This is a genomic window from Ruegeria sp. BC6 (assembly GCF_056539185.1).
The window spans coordinates 568,672-586,317 of the sequence record NZ_JBQFUM010000002.1 but is presented as its reverse complement, the minus strand read 5'-3'; the positions used below and the strand labels follow the sequence as shown (position 1 = coordinate 586,317).

Sequence of the window (17,646 nt, the reverse complement as noted above, 5' to 3'; positions counted from 1 at the left end):
GCTATCAGAAATCGGTCGGCGCGCCCCCTTCGGCTTTGCGACGTGCGACGAAGTCAGCCAGTTCCTCTCGGATCGCCTCATCCATGGGCGGAGCCTCAAAGCTGTTGGTGATCTCCTTGAACATCAGATGCGCCCGTTCGGCTGTCCAGATCCCGCCCGCGACTTCCCAGCCCTCGTAGTTTTTCCAATCGCTCAGGAAGGGTTGATAGAACGCGGTGGTATAGCGATCCTGCGTGTGTTGGATGCCAAAGAAGTGCCCATCGTTCCCGACCGCGCGGATGGCTTCCAGTGCGATTTCGTCCGGGCCTGTGGCGCAGATCTCGGGCTGCATATATCTTTGGATTTGCTGCAATATCTCGCAGTCCATGATGAACTTCTCCGGGCTCGCGATCAGGCCGCCCTCCAGCCATCCGGCCGCGTGATAGACCATGTTGGTCCCCGACTGCACCGCCGCCCAGAGTGAATTCGACGTCTCCCAGACAGCTTGGCCGTCCGGCACATTGGCCGCGCAGACACCGGACGAGCGCAAGGGCAGCCCATAGAACCGCGCCATCTGGCCGGTCATCTGGGTCGACCGGATGTATTCAGGCGTGCCAAACGCGGGCGCACCGGACTTCATGTCGACATTCGAGGTGAACGTCCCGATGACACATGGGATGCCGGGCCGGACGTACTGGAACAAGGCAATCGCACACAGCGCCTCGGCCAGCGACTGCGCAACGGCACCGGCCATGGTTACCGGGGCCATCGCCCCCGCCAAAGTGAATGGCGTGACGACAATGGCCTGCCCCCGCCGGGCCAGCCGCAGGCACCCGTCGATCATCGGGTGGTCGTGTTTCAGAGGCGAGGTCGAGTTAATGTTGGTGTACATGCGCGGTGACGCCTCGAATTCCTCGTGGCTGAGGCCGCCTGCGATGCGCACCATTTCCATGACATCCTCTACGCGCTCTTTGCCCAACGAATAGGCATGCATCGCCTTGTCCGTCAGCGTCAGCTTGTCATAAAGGACATCCAGGTGCCGGACGCTGGCGTGCAGGTCAACCGGCTCGACCGGGTAGCCTCCGGCAAAGTGGATGCAGTTGAAATACTGCGTCAACTTCAACAGGTTCTGGCACATTTCGCGGTTGCCGGGAACCTTCTTGCCGATCTCCATGTCCCAGTAGTTCGGCGGTGACGAGACATTTCCGAACAACATCGTCTTGCCGCCGATCTCGATCGTGTGGTTCGGGTTGCGCGGCGTGATGGTAAAGGTCGACGGCGCCTTGGCGACCATTTCCATAACGAAGTCACGACCCATGCGCACGTTGTCGCCGTTGACGATGCATCCAGCTTCACGCAGGATCTCCAAGGCTTCCTGATTGTAGAACTCGATGCCGATTTCCTCGAGAATACGCATGGCGCCGTCATGGATGGCATCGACGCCCTCGGGGCCCAACGGTTCGGTTGGCCGGTCGATGTTGATCGGCGGGTTCCATGGCATCTGGTCGATGACTGCCGCACCGCGGCGCGCTGCAGCGCCTGCGCGTCCACCACCCCTGCGCTTGCGAGTATTCGTGTCGGCCATCTGTTCCTCCGGCGATTGTTACTCTCAAACAAGACCCGAAGTCCGGTCTCTGGCCGCTCTGTCTGCGACAGCCAAGGTCGGTTTCAACTCATGAACCGCCGATTTTCAGGCAAGGCGCTTTAACGAAGGTTCAGCCAGCCGGGGATGTGGCTGATATCGGGAAGAACGACATCAGCCATCGGTGCAAGATCCTCAACCTTTGCCAATCCAGTCAGAACACCGATAGTGGTCATGCCGGCGGCGCGACCGGCCTCCAGATCGTGCAGACTGTCGCCGACCATGGCGATCCGGTCCGGTGGGACGCCAACATGTTGGGCAAAAGCCAACAACTGGCCGGGCCCAGGCTTGAACCCGTGGCCACTGTCATACCCCGCAATGAAATCGAAATAGGTCTCGATTCCGACCGAGGCCAGGTGCCGTTTCGCCGGCATCTCGCCGTCATTGGTCGCAACACCCAGCTTCTTGCCGGCGTCTTTCAGGAATTGCAGAAAAGGTGCAAGCGCAACGGCCTCGACCTGAGGCGCATGGGCAGAAGCCGCATTCAAGGTCTGAACCAGATCCTCGCGGGACCAGCCGTCAAGGTCGGGGAACAAGGCGTCGGCGACCTCGTCGACGGTGCCAGCGATCACGATACTGTCCTCGGAATAGGTCCCTGTCGCGAAGTCAAAGCCAATGCTCTTTCCAAGCACGGACGCACGCGCATTGTCGCCCTCGCTCAGACGCAGCAGCACCGCCTTGCCGAACGCCCCCCACGTGGCGGCGAAATCAAACAGGGTTCCGTCCTTGTCAAAAACCAGCGCATCAATCGACATGCATTCTTGCTCCTGCGCGGACCCGTTCAGGTCCAATGAACATCCGCGCCGCCTGACAGGACGCTTCGGGCCTGGGCCGGTTGATCGTAGGGGACAGCGTTTGCGTCACAAAAGGCCAACACCCACGAATCGTCAAGCATCAGAAATTCCAGCACCGAAGCAAGAAACTCGGGCTCTGTGGCGCGGTCCCTCAGGTCATCCGTCGAGGCGCCGGTCGAACCAAGGAAAACAGGCAACAATTCATCGTTCCCAACAAGCCACCCAAGCGCTTTCAAGGCCAGAGTTTCGGCGAATTCGGCAGAGATCGGCATGATCAGGCCCCGGTTCGAAGATTTGGAAAGGGTTTGTTAACCAGACTCATAAACACTTTGGCAAGGCATGCAATCTACGGTGAAAACAATGTCCGTGCAGGGAACCATCCTTGTCCTCGACGGGGTCTCGACCAATCGCATCATGCTGAAGGTGCAGCTGACGGCGGCGTGGTATCATGTCGTGCAGGGCGAGAAGCTGGCTGGTCTTGGGGCGTTGCTGCGGCGGACCCGGCCGGATCTGGTGCTGACGGCCCAGACACTACCCGACGGAGACGCGGGCGACGTCAAAAGATTGATGCTGTCCGTTCCGGCCCTGCAGGATGTCCCTGTGGTCGCGATTGCGCCTCAGAACGATCGGACCGCCCGGCTGCGGAACCTGTCCGAGGGGCTGGATGACGTTCTGGCCTATCCGTTCAAAGATACGCTGTTGCTGGCGCGTGTGCGAAGCCTGCTGCGCGCCCGTGCGGAAACTCAGGATCTGAAGAACAGTGGCAACCCTCAATCCGTGGGATTTGCCGAAGCCCCCGCAGCAATGATCACGCCCGCGCGGCATGGTCAGATCGCCGTCTTGGCCCACACCGCACGTACTCGCACGCTGTGGCACAAGGCCCTGAACGGACGAACGCAGCATTCGGTGTGCAGCCATACCCTGCCCAACCTCAGCGGAGTCTTGTCCGGCACCATACCTGACGCGATAGTTGTCGAACTGAACAGCGATCCATCCGGCCTGAACATGTTGGCCGACCTCAAATCCCGCACCGGCACCCGGCGAACCGCTCTGATCGGAATCATTCCCGATGACAACGCCACTCTTGCCGCCGAGGCCTTGGATCGCGGCGCCGATGCAATTTGCCTCGGAGGGTTCTGCCCTGACGAAGTATCGCTTCGGGTCGAGGCGTTGATTGCACGCAAGGCGCATGACGAGCAAATGCGCGACTCGTTGCGCCGTGGGCTTGAGGAATCGTGGATCGACACGCTGACCGGCCTGAACAACCGTCGTTTCGCACAGACCGCGATGGACCAATTGCTGCACAGTTCGGTGCACAAACAGCGGGGATTTGCGATCATGCTGGCCGACCTGGACCATTTCAAATCCATCAATGACCGTTACGGCCACAGTGCCGGTGACAGGGTTTTGGTCGAGGCCGGAAAACGGATGAAGCGCGCTTTCGGACCAGACGGTTTCCTCGCTCGCATCGGAGGAGAGGAATTCCTGTTCGGACTGCCAAACGCGACCCGCGAAAAGGCGCTCAAGAAGGCGGCCGATATCTGCAGCGGCGTCAGCAGCGTACCGATCGTCCTGCCGGACATTCCTGCCCGGCTTCCGGTGACGGTCAGCATCGGGCTGAAGGTGTGCGAGCCACCCTTCTCCCCAATTCCGGACGGCTCACTGTCGGCCGAAAGCCTGATCAAATGCGCGGACAAGGCGCTTTATGCCGCAAAACAGGCCGGCCGGAACCAGGTGTGGATGAAACAGAACGCGGCCTAAGCAGGTCAGTCCTTGCGTTTCTTGGGATCCGGGCGCCGCTTCAACACGTCTTCCAAGCGGTCGGCATAAGCCTTTCGTTCTTCGTCGGACATGGCCGAAACCCGAGCCAGCCATTGCTCTTGCAGTGCTGCCTGGATTTCGTCATTCGCCCTTGCTTGTTCTTCCAGCAGGTTCTGGACTTCATCGCGGTCGAACGGAATGGCCCGCAGCGCCTTGCCAAGCGCCTTGAAATCACGAGCCCTTTTCTCGGCCCCGCGACGATGCTTGTCGGCCAGATCGCCTCTCAGCGCCTTGCGTTCCGGATCAGGAAGAGCGCGGTACAGGGCAGGCCCAAATCCGGGAGGAACATCGTCCCGCACACCATGAAACCGCAGCGCAGTCCCGATGATCACCCCGGCGACCAGCAGGTTCAGACCAAGGGATACCACCAGCAGCGCAGGCACCCAGCGCCGTGGGGGTTTGACGTCTTCATTCATTCCGCTTCCTCCAGAAACGCGGCCTCGAGACCGAGATTGGCGACCATGTAGGATGCATCCTGGGTCATTATGTAATTTGCCGGGTCCGGCAGAAAGGACGGCGCGGCAAAGCCGACCCATGCGCCAACCACGCTGGCCGCCGCAAGCCCACTGAGCGCCTGCCAGCCCCCGAGACCGGCAACGAGATTGCCCAGAAACCCTTGTGACTTGGGTTTCGCTGTTTTTGTCGCCGCAAGCCGGATGGCCTCGGCATCCGTCAGGATGCGAACGGCCAAATCGTCGGGCAGATCAACATGCGCCTGCCGTGCCTCGGCAAACAAAAGATCCAGTTCTGTATCTTGGTCAGACATGGTCATACCCCAACTCTTCCTGACGGCCTGACAGTATGGCCGTCAACGACCGCTTTCCGCGGGCAACAAGACTTTCTACCGCTTCTACGGAAATCCTCATGATTCCCGCGATTTCCGGATTGGACAACTCCTCGATATGCCTGAGAATGACAGCTTCGCGCTGCCGTTCGGGCAATTGTGCCAAGGCCGCTTGCAACGCATCCACGCGGGCGTTTTGCTGCATTCGGTCCACGACACTGGGCTGGTCGTCCTCAGGCTCTGGCACATCGTCCAATGTGCCTGCCGTTTTCTTCCGCCGCAGATCGACACACAGGTTCAAGACCACGCGGTACAACCAAGTCGAGATCTTGGCCTGCCCCGGAACCCAGTCCGCCGCCACTTTCCACAGCCGAAGCATCGCTTCCTGGGTTACGTCTTCGGCCTCTGCCCTGTTGTTCAACATGCGCAGAGCAACCGAGTAACACCGCGGCCCCAACCGATCGGTCAGCAGGCGTGCTGCCTGAGCGTCGCCTTCGGCAAACCGTTTCAGCAACACGTCGTCGCTGCAGGCATCCACGGCGACCGTGTCGCCGCGGACAGTATGCGCAGAGGACGGCACGTCCTTCATCCTGCGTCAGTTGTTGTCTGGGTCCGGGCGGCCACCCTTCTTGTGGTGCCGACCCATTCCATCCCGTGCATTGGCGAACTCCTGCTCGGACAGAGATCCGTTTCCATCCGCATCAAGGCGGTCAAACATCTTGTCAGCCCTGCGCGGTTTCGGCAACTCGTCCGCAGTCAGAAAGCCGTCTTTGTCAGCATCATGACGCTCGAACATGTCGGAAACGCGGTCGTTTGCCTTCTTCTGGGCCTCGGCTTGCATTTCTTCGACGCTGATCTTTCCGTCACCGTCGGTATCGGCCGAGGTGAACTTCTGCAGGCGATGGGCCTCCATCTCGGCCTTGGTCACCTGGCCGTCCCCGTTGGCATCCAGCTCCTGAAAGCTGACCGGTTCACGGTCGCGAGGTCCTTTGGCCAGCGCAGCCGTCCCGGTGACGGCAACTGCAGACAGAATGATGGCCGAGATAAATTTTGCGCTCTTCATTGCTCGTTTCCTTTGTTGTCGCGGCCCTGTGCCGCTGCTTACATTCATTCAAACGCAGCCCGGCAAAGTTTCCGTCGCTGTCCGCGAATTTTTTTCCGGCATTGAAACCTGCATTTCGGGTCAATATTTTCGAGAGGGTCGGCGCAAAGCGACGCACCCCCCTTTTCTGCGGGATGAAACAAGCGCAATATCCCCGAAATCCGAGCGCGAGTATCAAGATGACAGATCAAACCATCGACACCCTCTCTCAGGAGGAACGCCTCACGTGGCCCGCCATCGTGAAAGGGTTCCGGTGCAAATGCCCCAATTGCGGCAAAGGCAAGCTGTTGCACAGCTACCTGAAGGTGAATGATACCTGCGCAAACTGCGGTCAGGAGTTGTTTCACCACAGGGCAGATGACGGGCCGGCCTACTTGACCATTCTGCTGGTCGGACATCTTCTGGCTCCGGCGCTGCATGTCACTTACGTCGGCCTGCGCCCGTCTCCGTGGACCATGGCAATCGGCTTTTCGATAGCTTGCGTTGCGCTGTCGCTGTTCCTTCTGCCCAGGCTCAAAGGAGCGGTCGTCGGCTTTCAATGGGCCCGGAAGATGCACGGGTTCGACGACAGCAAGTGACCCGTCAATGCAGCTGAGCTTCTCATGACCGTGGACAAATCCGCAATTCGCGACGCCGCGACGATCATCGTTTTGCGCGACCGTTTTCGAAGCCCGTCGATTCTGATGGGCCAACGTGGTGCCGCGGCGGCCTTCATGCCGAACAAGTTCGTGTTTCCGGGGGGTGCCGTGGATGCTGAGGACGCGCAAGTTCCGCTGGCCACTCCGGTACCCGAGATTTGCCAACAAAGGCTGAGCGATCAGGCTCCTGCCGGACTGCATGTGCCACTGGCGGCGGCGGCAATTCGCGAGTTGTGGGAGGAGACCGGCCTTATCCTCGGTGCCCGGGATACCTGGCCGGATCCGGTTCCACATGCCTGGACCGGATTCGCGGAAAGAGGCTACATGCCGTCGGCCGAAGCGCTGCAGTTCGTGTTCCGCGCGGTTACCCCGCCCGGACGTCCGCGCAGGTTCGACGCCCGGTTTTTTCTTTTGGACGCAGATTCCATCGCCGGTGATCTGGACGATTTCAGCCAGGCCTCGGATGAACTGTCACATCTACAGTGGATTCCGCTGGAACAGGCGCGGGAGTTCGACTTGCCGTTCATCACCGAGGTTGTTCTGTCGGAAGTCGAAGCGCGCGTATCAGATACAACGCCCCCCGACTCTGTACCGTTCTTTCTGAACAACGAAGAAGCCAGTCTGTTCCAGCGCCTCAAGGGCCACCCGATGCCCGAAACAGACTGAGCCGCCTTATTTCATTCGGCTTATCACAACCGTGACTTCGGGCTTTTTGCCGATTTCGATCTGTGCACTTTGTCGAACGATGCGACGCATGGCTTCTTCCAGCTTGTCATCGTCCCGCAGCGTTTTGACCTCAGCCCGCATCAGGAACTGGTTCAGGTCCTCTTCCAGCACCTCGATCAATCCGGCACGCGACACGCCGGTTTCCGGCAGCCCCATGGTATCGCACCAAGGTTCGCCCAGTGGCTCATCGTCTTCGTCCAGTATGACAGTTACGGTCACGTGCCCATTCAGAGCCATGCGGATGCGGTCCCGCACCACACCGTCCAGCGCGCCAATCTTGACGGAACCGTCCAGGTAGGTCCGGCCGGTCTCGACATAATCCACGACCTCGGGCGCGTTCCCCGACAGATCCAGCATCGTACCATTGACCGCCAGGACTCCGGCACGCCCTGCGGCCTCGGCCAGCTTGGCGTGTTCCCGCAGATGCCTGTGTTCACCGTGCATCGGAACGACGATCTGAGGATCGACCAAGGCATGCATCTGCTCAAGATCGGGGCGGTTGGCGTGGCCGGAAACGTGGTACAGGCCAGCGCTGTCATCGACCACGTCGACGCCTTTTTCGCTCAGTTGGTTCATGATGCGGATCACACCGCGTTCATTCCCCGGAATGGTCTTCGAGGAGAAAAGGAACAGGTCGCCATCCTTCAGCTCGATCCCCCGGTATTTGCCGCGCGCCAACTGCGCGCTGGCCGCGCGGCGCTCACCCTGGCTGCCGGTGACGATCAGCATCAGGTTCTGGCGGGGCAGATCCAAGGCTTCCTCAGCGCTGATCACGCGGGGAAAATCAGACAGGATACCGGTCTCGGTCGCAGCCTCGATCATACGGCGCATGGCCCGGCCCAACAGAACCACCGACCGACCCGCCCGATGCCCAGCCTCGGCCAGCGTTTTGACCCGCGCGACATTCGACGCAAAGGTCGTTGCAACCACCATACCGGTCGCGTCCTCGACCAATTGGGTGATGGCCGGCCCAACCTCCGACTCCGAGCGACCGGGATGCGAGGAAAACACGTTGGTGCTGTCACAAACCAACGCCTTGACCCCAGGCTTGGCCACTTCGGCCCAAAGATCGGGATCAAACGGTTCGCCCACAACCGGATTGGTGTCCAGTTTGAAATCACCGGTATGCACGACACGGCCAGCCGGCGTGTCGATCACCAGCGCCGCACTCTCGGGGATCGAATGCGAAACGGGCAGGAACCCGACCGTAAACGGACCTGCCTTGATCTGCTCGGGCCAGGCGGAAACGGTGCGCACGGCTTCGGGCGGATGTCCGGCATCTTCCATTTTGCGGCGCGCGATATTTGCGGTGAAGGCACGAGCGTAGACCGGCGCGCCGAGGGCTTCATGACAATGGGCCACGGCGCCGACGTGATCCTCGTGCGCATGGGTGACGAAGATCGCCTCAAGCCGATCCGCACGTTCCTTCAACCACGAAATGTCGGCGTAGATCAGATCGACGCCCGGCGTTGTATCCATGTCGGGAAAGGTCACGCCCAGATCGACCAGGATCAGGCGTTCCTGACCGGGTTTGCCATAGCCGTAGACATAGGCGTTCATACCGATTTCGCCCGCGCCGCCGAGCGGCAAGTAGATCAGTCTTTCGCTGCTCATGCCGAGCCAGTATCCTTGTTGTAGCGATGGATCACGGTAAGCCCGTGCATCGTCAGATCGTCTTCAATTGCATCAAAACCCACATCGGCCTGATCGAACAGCGGTGCAAGGCCGCCTGTCCCTATGACCTTCATGGGCATTCCGTATTCCGCCTTGATCCTGTCGATCAAACCTTCGATGAGGCCGGAATACCCCCAATACACACCTGACTGGATACATCCAACCGTGTTTGTGCCGATGACTTTCTCGGGACGCGTCACGTCGATATGCGGCAGAGCTGCAGCGCCCTGGTGCAAGGCCTCGAGACTGAGGTTCACGCCGGGGGCGATTACTCCTCCGACATAAGCGCCATCAGCGGCGACCACATCGAAATTCGTGGCGGTCCCGAAATCCACCACCACGACATTCCCGCCGTGCCGATCAAAAGCACCGGCCGCATTCGCCAGACGGTCCGGACCGGGAATCGTCCCTTCATCAACGCGCGGCGCTACCGGCAACTCGCAATCGGGCTTGCCCACCACCAACGGCCGGCATCCAAAGAACCGGTCGGCAAAGACCCGCAGGTTGAACACCACCCGCGGCACCGTCGAGGCGATGATCACGTCGGTGATGTCAGCCTCGATCCCGTAATGTTTGACCAGGGTCGAGTACCAGGTGAAATAGGCATCGGCCGTGCGGGCATGGTGGGTTGAGGTGCGCAGAGTGCACAGGAATTTCTCGCCATCCCAGATCGAGAAAACGGTGTTCGTGTTGCCGCAGTCAATGGCCAGAAGCATATGCGCCCCTTTCAGAAATACACGTCTGCCGCCGGAATGCTGACGCGGCCCCTGGCGGTGTTTAGGACAAGGTTGCCGCCCGCGTCCACCGTTTCAAAGGTCCCGACGGTTTCCGAAGCACCTGTGCGCGCGGTAATCACCTCGCCCAGCTTCGCGGCCCGGGCCAGCCACGCTTGGCGGATCGGTTCAAACCCGTAGGTAACAAACTGGTGTTCGAGCTTTGCGTAGGCATCGGCGAGTTCAGTCAGAAAATCCTCGGCGGACACCTGAGCCCCGGTTTCCGACAGCAACGAAACGGGCCGCAGAGCCCCCTGCTCGACTGTCTCAGGACCGGGCGCGTCTGCGAGGTTCACCCCGATGCCGACCGCAAGGTGGGATACGTCGCGCCCCTGCCCCGTGCTTTCCAGCAGGATGCCGGCCAGTTTCCCGCCGTTCAACAACACGTCATTCGGCCATTTCAATGCGAACCCCTGTGCGCGACCGGTGACCGAAACACAGGCATCAAAAAGCGCCAGCGCGGCAACAAAGCTGCGCAGAGCTGCCTGCTCTGGATTGCCCTCGGGCCGCAGCAACAAGGTTGCTGCCAGGTTGCCCTGGGGGTTGGACCATGCCCGGCCGCGTCTGCCACGCGCGGCGGTTTGATGATGCGCCATGATCCAGACCGGACCTGTGGCAGTGGGTGCGATCCGCGCGGCCTCGTTCAGGGTGCTGTCAACTTCCTGCAGGATATGCAGACCATATCCTTGGGGCCAGGTGCTCATGCCAAAAAGGCCCGGCCTGATGGCCGAGCCCCTTTCCAGATTTTGTTGAACCGGTCAGTTGACAAGCGTCGTCGCCGCGGCTGCCGCTGCGCCCTCGATCCCGAACTGGTAGACCACACCGATCAACATCAATGCGGCCGACCCCATCAGAGCAACCCACAATACCGGGGTCGAGCGGGTTTCGATCGGATCTTCGTTTTCGTCGCCGAAATACATGTAGAAGACGATCCGCAGATAGTAGAAGGCACCGATCACCGAGGCGATGGCCGATACGATGACCAACCCAATCAGGTCAGCTTGCACACCGGCTTGCCAGACGCCGAACTTGGCGAAGAACCCCAGCATTGGCGGCACGCCGGCAAGGCTGAACATCAGGATCAGCACGGCCAGCGCCTTGCCCGGGTCCCGCTTGGAATACTGGCGCAGGGCGTCGATGTCCGTCACCGGCTTTCCGTCGCGCTCCATCATCAGGATGAAGGCGAAGGTGCCGATATTCATGGTCACATAGATCGCCAGATACATCAGCATCGCTTTAACACCCAATTCGGTGCCTGCGGCCAGACCGATCAGCGCGTACCCCATATGTGCAATCGACGAGTAGGCCATCAGCCGCTTGATGTCGCGCTGCCCGATGGCGGCCACAGCCCCCAGCAACATCGACAGGACCGAAAGCAGCACGATCACCTGCTGCCAGTCCGCGATGGCACCGCCGAACGCATCATGCAGAACGCGCGCGAACAAGGCCATCGCCGCGACTTTGGGTGCGGTTGCAAAGAAAGCCGTCACCGGAGTGGGCGAGCCCTCGTAAACGTCCGGTGTCCACATGTGGAACGGAACCGCCGAAATCTTGAATGCCAGACCCGAGATCAGCAGAACAAGCCCAAACAGAAGGCCAACGGAGACGTCCCCGTGATGCACCGTTTTGATGATGCCCGAGAACAGCGTCGTACCGGTGAAGCCATAGACCAGAGATGCACCGAACAACAGCAATCCCGAACTGAGCGCACCCAGAACGAAATACTTCAGCCCTGCTTCGGTCGATTTGGCGCTGTCACGGCGCAGGGCCGCCACGACATACAGAGACAGCGACTGCAGCTCGAGCCCCATATAAAGCGACATAAGATCGCCGGCGCTGACCATCATCATCATGCCGACCGCAGCCAAAGCCACCAGCAACGGATACTCGAAACGCAACAGGTTCCGGCGCGCCATGTATTCCTGGCTCATGACCAGAACCGCGGCGGCAGATAGCAGAATTGCGACTTTTGCAAATCGGGCGAACCCGTCGTCGATGAACATGCCGTTGAAGGCCACGTTGGTCCCCGAGCCGTTCGACGCGATCCAGAACGACAGCGCCGCCATCAGTCCGGCCGTCGTCCAGACCAGAACCGGAGCCAGCGCATCCTTGCTGGTGTAGACAGCTCCGATCAGCGCCGCCATCGCATAGATCGCCAGAATGATTTCCGGCAGAATTACAGTGAGATCAGCCTGGATCATGTCTCCAAAGCTCCCTTAGTGCGAAGCGACCTGGGTCGCGGCCTCGGCCGCGGCCAGAGCCGTGTCATAGTTCGAAATCAGCGCGGCGGTCGAATTGCCGATCACGTCGGTGACCAGCGACGGATAAACGCCCAGCAGGATGGTCATGACGATCAGCGGCGCAAAGATCAGGCGTTCGCGTGTGCTCATGTCGGTGATCGACTTGAGGCTTTCCTTGATCAGGTCGCCAAAGACCACACGGCGATACAGCCACAGCGCATAAGCTGCCGAGAAGATCACACCGCTGGCCGCCACTGCGGTCACCCAGGTGTTGACCTGGAAGGTGCCCATCAGCGTCAGGAATTCGCCGATGAACCCGCTGGTGCCCGGCAGACCCACATTGGCCATGGTGAACAGCATGAACACCAACGCATAGGCCGGCATGCGGATCACCAGCCCGCCATAGGCCTCGATGTCGCGGGTGTGCATACGGTCGTAGATCACGCCAACACAAAGGAACAGCGCGGCCGAGATGAACCCGTGGCTGAGCATCTGGAAGATCGCCCCGTCGATGCCCTGCTGGTTCGCCGCAAAGATGCCCATGGTCACGAAACCCATATGCGCGACCGAGGAATAGGCGATCAGCTTTTTCATGTCCTCCTGCACCAGCGCCACCAACGAGGTGTAGACCACGGCGATTGCCGACAGCCACAGTACCAGATCGGTCATCACGGCCGACCCAACCGGGAACATGGGCAAGCTGAAGCGCAGGAAGCCATAGCCACCCATCTTCAGCAGGATTGCCGCCAGCACGACCGAACCCGCCGTCGGTGCCTGAACGTGCGCGTCAGGCAGCCAGGTGTGCACGGGCCACATCGGCATCTTCACCGCGAAGGACGCGAAGAACGCGAGGAACATCAGCGTCTGCATACCGCCGACAATGTGGACACCCAGCACGCTGAAGCTCTCGGACGAGAACTGGTGCGTCATGAGCGCGGCAATGTCCGTTGTGCCTGCATCCGCATACATCGCTACCATCGCCACCAGCATCAGAACCGAGCCGAGGAAGGTGTAGAGGAAGAACTTGAAGCTGGCGTAGATCCGGTCCTTGCCGCCCCAGATCCCGATGATCAGGAACATCGGGATCAGCCCGGCTTCGAAGAACAGGTAGAACAGCACCAGATCCAGCGCCATGAACACGCCGAGCATCAGCGTTTCCAGAAGCAGGAAGGCGATCATGTATTCCTTGACCCGGTCGGTCACGTTCCAGCTGGCCAAGATGGTCAGCGGCATGATGAAGGTGGTCAGCAGCACGAACAGAACGCTGATGCCATCTACGCCCATCTTGTACTTCAGGCCCAGCAGCCACTGACCCTCTTCCACCATCTGGAAGCCGGTGTTCGATGGGTCGAACTCGGTATAGATTCCGATCGAAACAAGGAAGGTCACTGTGGTCGCAACCAGCGCGATCCACTTGGCATTGCGCTGTGCGGCCACATCGTTCCCATGCAGGAACAGCGCCATCAGACCGGCGGAAATGGCCGGAATGAACGTTACAATGGATAGGATATTGTCCATCAGTTTGCGCCTCCGCCGATCGACATCCAGGTGACCAGGGCGGCGATCCCCAGAACCATCCAGAAGGCGTAAGTGAAGATGTAGCCCGTCTGCGCCTTGCCTGCGAGGCGGGTAAAGAAGGGAACGACGCCCATTGCTACTCCGTTCAGGAAACCGTCGATCGTCTTGCCGTCACCGCCCTTCCACAGGAACCGGCCAAGGGCCACAGTCGGTTTGACAAGGATCGCGTCGTAGATTTCGTCAAAGTACCACTTGTTCTTGAGGAACAGGTACAGCGGACGCTGGTTCTCGGCCAGGCGGCCCGGCAGCGCCGGGTTCACGATGTAGAACAGGTAGGCCAGTCCAAAGCCCAGAACCATTGCGATGAACGGCGAGACCTTGACCCATTTCGGCGCCGCATGCGCGTCGTCCAGAACATGGTTGTCCGGCGCGATGTACAGCGCGCCCTCGCCCGGTTTGCCGACAAAGGCATAGTGGTGATCTCCGCCCTTGGCCTTATCGTCGTGCGCAGCGTCGTCGCCATGGGATTCGGTGGCATGCGTGTCGTCGCCATGGTCATCGGCCTTGGCATGGTCACCGGCCTCGGCATGCGCCTCGGCCACCGGAATGCCATAGAACTTGCCAACCTGATCGGCGTGCCCGAAGAAGTTGTTGTACCAGATCATGCCCGCGAACACGGCGCCCAGCGACAGAACACCCAGCGGCACCAGCATGACCATCGGGCTTTCGTGCGCGTGCTCATGCGTGTGCTTGTCGCCCCGCTCCTCGCCATAGAAGGTCAGGAAGATCAGGCGCCAGCTGTAGAACGAGGTCATCGCGGCCGCGATCACCAACGCCCAGAACCCGAAGGCCGATCCGCCGGCATAGGCGCTTTCGATGATGGCGTCCTTGGACAGGAAACCGGCAAAGCCGATCGTGGTCAGCGGGATGCCGACACCGGTGATGGCCAGCGTGCCGATCATCATCGCCCAGAAGGTATAGGGGATTTTCTTGCGCAGGTTGCCATAGTTCATCATGTCCTGTTCGTGGTGCATGGCGTGGATCACCGAACCCGCCCCCAGGAACAAGAGCGCCTTGAAGAAGGCATGCGTGAACAGGTGGAACATCGCCGCCGAATACATGCCCACGCCCGCGGCCACGAACATGTAGCCCAGCTGCGAGCAGGTCGAATAGGCGATCACGCGTTTGATGTCCGTCTGCACCAAGCCCACGGTCGCGGCAAAGAAAGCGGTGGCAGCCCCCAGCACGGTGACGAACCCGGTTGCTCCTGGCGCGAACTCCATCAGCGGCGACATGCGGCAAACCAGGAACACACCGGCCGTCACCATGGTGGCCGCGTGGATCAGCGCCGACACGGGCGTCGGGCCCTCCATCGCGTCCGGCAACCAGGTGTGCAGGATCAACTGCGCCGACTTGCCCATCGCACCGATGAACAGTAGCACGCATATGACCTCGATCGCGGTCCATTCGCCCCACAGGAAGGTCAGTTGCGTTTCTGCCAGCTGGGGTGCAGCGGCAAAGATATCCGAGAAGTTGATGCTGTCGGTCAGGAAGAACAGCGCAAATATCCCAAGCGCGAAGCCGAAGTCGCCCACACGGTTGACGATGAACGCTTTCATCGCCGCCGCATTAGCTGAAGGTTTGCGGTAGTAGAAACCGATCAGCAGGTACGACGCGACCCCCACGCCTTCCCAGCCGAAGAACATCTGTACGAGGTTGTCGGCCGTCACCAGCATAAGCATGGCGAAGGTGAAGAAGGACAGATAGGCAAAGAAGCGCGGCTTGTAGCTTTCGCCCTCGCGCCACTGTGGATCGTGATCCATGTAGCCGAACGAATAAAGGTGCACGAGCGCCGAAACCGTGGTGACGACGATCAGCATTATGGCGGTCAGCCGGTCCAGACGAATGGCCCATGAGGTCGACAGCGAGCCGCTCTCGATCCAGCGCATGATCTCGATCTGCTGGGTCTGTCCGTCAAAGCTGAAGAAGACGATCCACGACAGCAGACAGGCCAGGAACAGCAGGCCCGTGGCCGTCCACAGCGCGGCCTTTTCGCCGATGAACTTCCAGCCGAAGCCGCAGATCAGCGCGCCCACGAGCGGGGCAAAGAGGATTGTGGTTTCCATGATCCCTTACCCCTTCATCATGTTGACGTCTTCAACCGCGATAGTGCCGCGGTTGCGGAAGAAGCAGACCAGAATGGCCAGCCCGATCGCAGCCTCGGCCGCGGCCACGGTCAGCACGAACAGCGTAAACACCTGCCCGACCAGATCGCCGAGAAAGCTGGAAAACGCCACGAGGTTGATGTTCACCGCCAACAGCATCAGTTCGATGCTCATCAGCAGGATGATGACGTTCTTGCGGTTCAGGAAGAGACCGAAGATGCCGATGACGAACAGCGTCGCCGCGACGGTAAGATAGTGTTCAAGTCCGATCATCGTCTCAAAGTCCCTGCCCCGGTTTCACGTCCTTCAACTCCATCGCCTTGGCCGGGTCACGCATCATCTGGCCGACGATGTCCTGACGCTTGATGTCCTTGCGGTGGCGCAGCGTCAGCACGATGGCGCCGATCATGGCCACCAGCAGGATCAGGCCCGCCAGTTGGAACAGAAGGAAGTATTGATCGTAAAGGATGACACCCAGTGCCTCGGTGTTGTGGCGGTCGGCAGGGATCGGCTGGGCCAGGTTGGCCGCCGCGCCTTGTGCGCTGTCCCAGGCGCCAAAGGCCATGACGAACTGCATCAGGATGACCAGACCGATCAGCAGGGCCAGAGGCATGTAGCGCGCCATCTCGGCCTTGAGCTCGGCAAAGTCCACGTCCAGCATCATCACCACGAACAGGAACAGCACCGCCACCGCGCCGACATAGACGATGATCAGCAGCATGGCGACGAATTCCGCCCCCAGCAGCACGAACAGTCCCGCCGACGAAAGGAAGGCCAGGATCAGCCACAGCACCGAGTGCACCGGCTGCCGGCTGATCACCGTGAACAGCCCGCCGGTGATGGCGCTGATGGCAAAGAGGTAAAAGGCAAATACGCTCATTGGTCATCTTCCTCGTTTTCGCCCATGGCCTCCTGCGCCAGTTCCAGCGCCCGGGTCATGGCCGGGATGCCGGCAAAGACCGACATCTGACCGATCGTTTCCACGATCTCTTGTTTCTTGGCCCCTGCCTCGATGGCATGGCGTACCGTCTGGCGCAGGGCCGTGTCGGCCTGTGCGCCCTGACAGGTCAGCCCGGCCAGCGTCAGCAACAGGCGGGTCTTGGCATCCAGTCCGCCCGGATTGACGGTGTTGCCGAACATCATCTCCATGACCTCTTTGGGCATGGTCGGCCACAGCGCCTCGAAGCCGCGCATCGCGTCGACGGGCGAATAGCTCTCCAGCGCCGGGTTGAACGCCTTGGCCATGTCATGCGCCTGTCTGAGCATCTGCTCGAATGGGTTTTTGGCCGGATCGCTCATCGGTAGGGCGCGTCCAGTTCCAGATTGCGGGCGATCTCGGCTTCCCAGCGTTCACCGTTGTCCAGCAGCTTCTGCTTGTCATAGAACAGCTCTTCGCGGGTTTCCGTGGCGAATTCGAAATTAGGTCCTTCGACGATGGCATCGACCGGGCAGGCCTCTTGGCAGAAGCCGCAGTAGATGCACTTGGTCATGTCGATGTCATATCGCGTGGTACGGCGGCTGCCGTCCTGGCGCGGTTCGGCGTCGATTGTGATGGCCTGCGCGGGGCACACAGCTTCGCACAATTTGCAGGCGATGCAGCGCTCCTCGCCGTTGGGGTAACGGCGCAGGGCGTGTTCACCGCGGAACCGTGGCGACAGCGGGCCCTTTTCGTGCGGGTAGTTCACGGTGGCCTTGGGCGCGAAGAAATACTTCAGCCCCAGCTTCATTCCGACCCAGAAATCCTGCAGAAGGAAGTATTTGGCCGCGCGGGTATAGTCGATATTTGCCAT

General features: G+C 60.4%; 20 protein-coding genes. 3 read left to right on the top strand and 17 right to left on the bottom strand.

The window, feature by feature from the left end; translation table 11 throughout:
- Positions 1–4: 4 nt before the first annotated feature.
- From ACR0MM_RS10350 to ACR0MM_RS10340, 3 genes are all read right to left on the bottom strand, one after another.
- Positions 5–1,564: a trimethylamine methyltransferase family protein gene (locus ACR0MM_RS10350; RefSeq protein ID WP_480695973.1), complete on the bottom strand. Its 1,560-nt coding sequence runs from the start codon at positions 1,562–1,564 to the stop codon at positions 5–7.
- A gap of 119 nt (positions 1,565–1,683) precedes the next feature.
- Positions 1,684–2,376 (bottom strand): HAD family hydrolase, encoded by a 693-nt coding sequence (locus ACR0MM_RS10345; protein ID WP_170365907.1) that lies wholly within the window; start codon positions 2,374–2,376, stop codon positions 1,684–1,686.
- Positions 2,377–2,402: 26 nt separating this feature from the next.
- Entirely contained in the window at positions 2,403–2,687 is a 285-nt protein-coding gene (locus tag ACR0MM_RS10340) for a DUF3572 domain-containing protein (RefSeq protein ID WP_093964931.1), read from the bottom strand.
- Positions 2,688–2,775: 88 nt separating this feature from the next.
- On the opposite strand from ACR0MM_RS10340, the gene ACR0MM_RS10335 reads away from it, so the two are divergent.
- Complete coding sequence (locus tag ACR0MM_RS10335; RefSeq protein ID WP_480695970.1) at positions 2,776–4,176, top strand: diguanylate cyclase; 1,401 nt, start codon at positions 2,776–2,778, stop codon at positions 4,174–4,176.
- A 5-nt stretch (positions 4,177–4,181) separates the two neighbouring features.
- Here ACR0MM_RS10335 and ACR0MM_RS10330 read toward each other — a convergent pair whose 3' ends face one another.
- Genes ACR0MM_RS10330 through ACR0MM_RS10315 form a run of 4 tightly spaced genes read right to left on the bottom strand, consistent with a single transcriptional unit; the run spans position 4,182 to position 6,083 of the window.
- The gene (locus ACR0MM_RS10330) at positions 4,182–4,652 is read right to left on the bottom strand and encodes a periplasmic heavy metal sensor (RefSeq protein WP_480695968.1); all 471 of its coding nucleotides are present in this window, start codon (positions 4,650–4,652) and stop codon (positions 4,182–4,184) included.
- The gene (locus ACR0MM_RS10325) at positions 4,649–5,002 is read right to left on the bottom strand and encodes a hypothetical protein (RefSeq protein ID WP_254429904.1); all 354 of its coding nucleotides are present in this window, start codon (positions 5,000–5,002) and stop codon (positions 4,649–4,651) included. Before ACR0MM_RS10325 ends, ACR0MM_RS10330 begins: the two co-directional genes overlap by 4 nt.
- Positions 4,995–5,609, bottom strand: a complete 615-nt coding sequence (locus ACR0MM_RS10320; protein WP_480695966.1) for an RNA polymerase sigma factor — start codon at positions 5,607–5,609, stop codon at positions 4,995–4,997. Before ACR0MM_RS10320 ends, ACR0MM_RS10325 begins: the two co-directional genes overlap by 8 nt.
- Before the next feature lie 6 nt (positions 5,610–5,615).
- Complete coding sequence (locus ACR0MM_RS10315; RefSeq protein ID WP_170340413.1) at positions 5,616–6,083, bottom strand: EF-hand domain-containing protein; 468 nt, start codon at positions 6,081–6,083, stop codon at positions 5,616–5,618.
- A 218-nt stretch (positions 6,084–6,301) separates the two neighbouring features.
- Here ACR0MM_RS10315 and ACR0MM_RS10310 point away from each other — a divergent pair, with 218 nt between their 5' ends.
- Both ACR0MM_RS10310 and ACR0MM_RS10305 read left to right on the top strand, forming a co-directional pair.
- On the top strand, positions 6,302–6,700 hold the full coding sequence (locus ACR0MM_RS10310) for a DUF983 domain-containing protein (protein ID WP_480695964.1): 399 nt from the start codon (positions 6,302–6,304) through the stop codon (positions 6,698–6,700).
- A gap of 24 nt (positions 6,701–6,724) precedes the next feature.
- Entirely contained in the window at positions 6,725–7,426 is a 702-nt protein-coding gene (locus tag ACR0MM_RS10305; protein WP_480695962.1) for an NUDIX hydrolase, read from the top strand.
- 6 nt (positions 7,427–7,432) lie between these two features.
- Here ACR0MM_RS10305 and ACR0MM_RS10300 read toward each other — a convergent pair whose 3' ends face one another.
- The 10 genes from ACR0MM_RS10300 to nuoI are packed head-to-tail and all read right to left on the bottom strand — an operon-like array spanning position 7,433 to position 17,646.
- A complete protein-coding gene (locus tag ACR0MM_RS10300) occupies positions 7,433–9,100 on the bottom strand; it encodes a ribonuclease J (RefSeq protein ID WP_170450649.1) in 1,668 nt (555 codons plus the stop codon).
- The gene (locus tag ACR0MM_RS10295) at positions 9,097–9,876 is read right to left on the bottom strand and encodes a type III pantothenate kinase (protein ID WP_093964922.1); all 780 of its coding nucleotides are present in this window, start codon (positions 9,874–9,876) and stop codon (positions 9,097–9,099) included. Before ACR0MM_RS10295 ends, ACR0MM_RS10300 begins: the two co-directional genes overlap by 4 nt.
- An 11-nt stretch (positions 9,877–9,887) precedes the next feature.
- Complete coding sequence (locus tag ACR0MM_RS10290; protein WP_222457503.1) at positions 9,888–10,637, bottom strand: biotin--[acetyl-CoA-carboxylase] ligase; 750 nt, start codon at positions 10,635–10,637, stop codon at positions 9,888–9,890.
- Between the two features lie 54 nt (positions 10,638–10,691).
- Positions 10,692–12,134, bottom strand: coding sequence for an NADH-quinone oxidoreductase subunit NuoN (gene nuoN, locus ACR0MM_RS10285; protein ID WP_170460668.1), 1,443 nt, complete (start codon positions 12,132–12,134; stop codon positions 10,692–10,694).
- A 15-nt stretch (positions 12,135–12,149) separates the two neighbouring features.
- Positions 12,150–13,691 carry an NADH-quinone oxidoreductase subunit M gene (locus ACR0MM_RS10280; protein ID WP_170340407.1) on the bottom strand — a complete coding sequence of 514 codons (1,542 nt, stop codon included), beginning with the start codon at positions 13,689–13,691 and terminating at the stop codon, positions 12,150–12,152.
- Positions 13,691–15,817, bottom strand: a complete 2,127-nt coding sequence (gene nuoL / locus ACR0MM_RS10275; protein WP_480695959.1) for an NADH-quinone oxidoreductase subunit L — start codon at positions 15,815–15,817, stop codon at positions 13,691–13,693. Before nuoL ends, ACR0MM_RS10280 begins: the two co-directional genes overlap by 1 nt.
- Positions 15,818–15,823: 6 nt before the next feature.
- Positions 15,824–16,129 (bottom strand): NADH-quinone oxidoreductase subunit NuoK, encoded by a 306-nt coding sequence (gene nuoK, locus ACR0MM_RS10270; RefSeq protein WP_005984024.1) that lies wholly within the window; start codon positions 16,127–16,129, stop codon positions 15,824–15,826.
- Between the two features lie 4 nt (positions 16,130–16,133).
- Entirely contained in the window at positions 16,134–16,736 is a 603-nt protein-coding gene (locus ACR0MM_RS10265) for an NADH-quinone oxidoreductase subunit J (RefSeq protein ID WP_170340404.1), read from the bottom strand.
- Complete coding sequence (locus ACR0MM_RS10260; protein WP_170340403.1) at positions 16,733–17,155, bottom strand: carboxymuconolactone decarboxylase family protein; 423 nt, start codon at positions 17,153–17,155, stop codon at positions 16,733–16,735. Before ACR0MM_RS10260 ends, ACR0MM_RS10265 begins: the two co-directional genes overlap by 4 nt.
- Entirely contained in the window at positions 17,152–17,646 is a 495-nt protein-coding gene (gene nuoI / locus ACR0MM_RS10255) for an NADH-quinone oxidoreductase subunit NuoI (RefSeq protein ID WP_170341017.1), read from the bottom strand. The genes ACR0MM_RS10260 and nuoI overlap by 4 nt, the downstream gene beginning before the upstream one ends.